The organism is Mycobacterium sp. TH-M82, assembly GCF_057473605.1.
In genome coordinates, this window is record NZ_JBYCKY010000753.1 from 1 (window position 1) to 4002 (window position 4002).

The following is a 4002-nucleotide window of genomic DNA, read 5'->3' on the forward strand; positions in this document are numbered from 1 at the left end:
ACCGGGAACTGCCGCTGCGGCTCTTCGAGTTCGGCAGCGTGTACCGCTACGAGCGCTCCGGTGTGGTGCACGGGCTGACCAGGGTGCGCGGCATGACGCAGGATGACGCGCACATCTACTGCGCACGTGAGCAACTGCACGACGAGCTGGTGTCGCTGCTGCGGTTCGTTCTCGACCTGCTCGCCGATTACGGACTCGACGAGTTCCACCTGGAACTGTCCACGCGCGATCCGGACAAGTTCGTCGGGGCCGACGCGGTGTGGGACGAGGCGACCGACATCCTGCGCGGGGTCGCTACCGCGTCCGGGCTGAACCTGGTGCCCGACCCGGGCGGCGCCGCGTTCTACGGGCCGAAGATCTCGGTGCAGGTCACCGATGCGCTCGGGCGCAGCTGGCAGATGTCGACGATCCAGTTGGACTTCAACATGCCCGAGCGGTTCGACCTGGAATACACCGCACCCGACGGCACCCGGCGGCGGCCGGTGCTCATCCACCGGGCGCTGTTCGGGTCGATCGAGCGGTTCTTCGGGGTGCTGACCGAGCACTACGCCGGCGCGTTCCCGGCCTGGCTGGCGCCGGTGCAGGTAATCGGCATCCCGGTCGCCGATCACCACGTGGAATACCTGGAAGATGTTGCTGCACAGCTGAAGTCACACGGAATCCGGGCCGAGGTGGACTCTGGTGATGACCGGATGGCCAAAAAGATCGTCACCCACACCAACCAGAAGGTGCCGTTCATGCTGCTGGCCGGCGACCGCGATGTCGCCGCCGGCGCGGTGAGCTTCCGTTTCGGCGATCGCACCCAGATCAACGCAGTGCCCCGCGACGACGCGGTCGCAGCGATTGCCGGCTGGATCGCCGGGCGCGAAAATGCCGCCCCGACAGCGGAGACGGTGAAGGTGGGCGGCGCGACGTGACTGACCACGACGGCGGCGGCCGCGAGGAGCGCTTGCGCGAGGAGCGGATGACCCGCATCAAGCACGGCGACGAGCGCGCGATCGTCGATCGCGGCGTCGGCGAGCCCGATCATCTGGTGCGGTTGTGGACGCCGTACCGGATGACCTATCTGGCCGAAGCCCCGCTCAAGCGGAATCCGTCCGGAGCGTCGGGATCGGCGAGATCCGAACAGCCGTTCACCGACATCCCCAGCCTGCCCGACGCGGACGGCCTGGTGGTGGCCCGCGGTGAGCACGTGTACGCCGTGCTCAACCTGTACCCGTACAACCCGGGGCACCTGATGATCGTGCCGTACCGGCGGTTCTCCGAAATCGAGGACCTCACCGAGCCCGAGAGCGCGGAGCTGATGGCGTTCATCCAGAAGGCGATCCGGGTGATCAAGGCGGTTTCGCACCCGCACGGCTTCAACGTCGGCCTGAACCTGGGGACGTCGGCGGGCGGGTCGCTCGCCGAGCACCTGCACGTGCATGTCGTCCCGCGCTGGAGCGGCGACGCCAACTTCATCACCATCGTCGGAAACTCCAAAGTCATCCCGCAGCTGCTGCGCGACACCCGCCAGCTGCTGGCCGACGAGTGGGCCGAACAATCATGAGCCGGCTGCGTATCCTGTCGAGGGCGGCGTTCACCAGCATCACCACGCCGGTGGCGAAAGTGGTTCTGCGAGCCGGGTTCACCCCCGACATCGTCACCGTCGTCGGCACCGCGGGAGCGGTGCTGGCCGCGCTGACGCTGTTCCCGACCGGTCGGTTGTTCGCCGGCGGCCTGGGGGTCGGGATCTTCGTGTTGTTCGACATGCTCGACGGGGCGATGGCGCGGCTCAGCGGCGGCGGCAGCCGCTTCGGCGCGGTGCTGGACGCCACCTGCGACCGCATCAGCGACGGCGCGGTGTTCTGCGGGCTGGCCTGGTGGGCCGCGTTCGGGCTGGGCAGCGCGCCGCTGGTGGTGGCCACCCTGATCTGCCTGGTGACCTCGCAGGTGATCTCCTACATCAAGGCCAGGGCCGAAGCCAGCGGGCTGCGCGGCGACGGGGGCTTCATCGAACGCCCGGAACGGTTGATCACCGTCCTGGTCGGCGCCGTGTTGTCGGACCTGCCCGGCTTTCCGTTGCCGTGGGCGCTGCACGTGGCAATGTGGGTGCTGGCGGTGGCCAGCCTGATCACCTGCGTGCAGCGGCTGCACACCGTGCGCACCTCGCCGGGAGCTGTCGAGCCATGATCACGTTGCCGGCTGGGGTGGGTGCACTTCGCGGCAGGGTCAGCGACATAGGCTATGCGGCGGGTTGGATTGCTGTGCGCACGATGCCGGAGTTCTTTGCCCGCAGCGTATTCGACGCCGGGGCGAGCTACGCTGCGCTGGGCGGAGGACCAGATCAGCTGCGCAACAACCTGGCTCGCGTCATCGGTGTGGCACCGGTGGAGGTGCCGTCGGCGCTGATCCGCGCTTCGCTGGCGTCCTATGCACGCTACTGGCGGGAGGCGTTCCGGCTGCCCACCATGAACCACGTGGCCCTGGCGCGGCAGTTCGATCACGTGGTCGCGGGCAAAGAGCGGGTGGCCGCCGCGCTGGCAGCGGGTCGCGGCGCGGTGCTGGCGCTGCCGCACAGCGGCAACTGGGACATGGCCGGTGTGTGGGTGGTCCACACCTTCGGCGGGCTGACCACGGTGGTCGAGCGGCTCAGACCCGAGTCGCTGTACCGGCGTTTCGTCGGCTATCGGGAGCGCCTCGGCTTCGAGATACTGCCGCTCACCGGCGGTCGACGCCCCCCGTTCGAGGTGCTGGCCGAACGGCTGAGGCAGAACCGGGTGGTGTGCCTGATGGCCGAACGCGACCTGACTCGCAGCGGCGTGCAGGTCGACTTCTTCGGCGAGCCCACCCGCATGCCGGCCGGGCCCGCCAAACTCGCGATCGACACCGGAGCGGCACTGTTCCCGGTGCACGGTTGGTTCTCCGGCGACGGCTGGGGCTTTCGGATACACCCGGAACTCGACTGCACCAGCGGCGACGGCCCCGAGCGAGTCCAAGCCATCACCCAGGCGCTGGCCGACCGGTTCGCCGCCGGCATCGCTGCGCACCCGGCCGATTGGCACATGCTGCAGCCGCAGTGGCTGGCCGATCTCTCCGATGCGCAGCGGGCCCGGCTGGATCAACCCGGAGAGCTCTGATGCGGATCGGCATGGTGTGCCCGTACTCGTTCGACGTGCCCGGCGGGGTGCAGTCGCAGGTGCTGCAGCTGGCCGCGGTGATGCGGGACCGCGGCCACCAGGTCAGCGTGCTGGCGCCGTCGTCACCCCACGTCAGCCTGCCCGACTACGTCGTCTCCGGCGGCAAGGCCGTTCCCATCCCCTACAACGGTTCGGTGGCCCGGCTGCGGTTCGGCCCGACCACTCACCGCAAGGTCAAAGCGTGGCTGACCGACGGCGACTTCGACGTGCTGCACCTGCACGAGCCGAACGCGCCCAGCCTGTCGATGTTGGCCCTGATGGTGGCCGAAGGCCCGATCGTGGCGACGTTTCACACCTCGACCACCAAATCGCTGACGCTCTCCGTCTTCCAGGGGATTCTGCGGCCCTGGCATGAGAAGATCGTTGGCCGGATAGCCGTCTCCGATCTGGCCCGGCGCTGGCAGATGGAAGCACTGGGGTCCGACGCAGTCGAGATTCCCAACGGTGTCGATGTGACTGCGTTCGCCTCGGCCCCGCGGCTGCCCGGCTATCCGCGGCCGGGTCGCACGGTGCTGTTCTTGGGCCGCTACGACGAACCTCGCAAGGGTATTGCGGTGCTGCTGCGTGCGTTGCCGGCACTGGTGGACCGTTTTCCCGATGTGGAGCTGTTGGTCGTCGGCCATGGCGACGAGGACGAACTACGAAGCCGAGCAGGCAAATTCGCAAGCCACCTGCACATCCTCGGCCAGGTCGACGACGCCGAGAAGGCTGCGGCGTTGCGCAGCTCCGACGTGTACTGCGCGCCGCACACCGGCGGGGAGAGTTTCGGCATCGTGCTGGTGGAGGCGATGGCCGCCGGCACCGCGGTGGTGGCCAGCGACCT

At 68.6% G+C, this 4002-nt stretch carries 5 protein-coding genes; all 5 read left to right on the plus strand.

Features of this window, described 5'->3' with window-relative positions; all coding sequences use genetic code 11:
• A partial coding sequence (locus AC2VON_RS22400) for an aminoacyl--tRNA ligase-related protein (RefSeq protein ID WP_486954834.1) occupies positions 1–917 on the plus strand: 917 nt, incomplete at its 5' end.
• A gap of 47 nt (positions 918–964) precedes the next feature.
• Positions 965–1549, plus strand: a complete 585-nt coding sequence (locus AC2VON_RS22405) for an ATP adenylyltransferase (protein ID WP_486954838.1) — start codon at positions 965–967, stop codon at positions 1547–1549.
• Entirely contained in the window at positions 1546–2172 is a 627-nt protein-coding gene (gene pgsA / locus AC2VON_RS22410) for a phosphatidylinositol phosphate synthase (RefSeq protein ID WP_486954835.1), read from the plus strand. The genes AC2VON_RS22405 and pgsA overlap by 4 nt, the downstream gene beginning before the upstream one ends.
• Complete coding sequence (locus AC2VON_RS22415) at positions 2169–3119, plus strand: phosphatidylinositol mannoside acyltransferase (protein WP_486954836.1); 951 nt, start codon at positions 2169–2171, stop codon at positions 3117–3119. Before pgsA ends, AC2VON_RS22415 begins: the two co-directional genes overlap by 4 nt.
• Positions 3119–4002 (plus strand): glycosyltransferase family 4 protein (locus tag AC2VON_RS22420; protein WP_486954837.1); only part of this gene is annotated, 884 nt, incomplete at its 3' end. The genes AC2VON_RS22415 and AC2VON_RS22420, both read left to right, overlap by 1 nt.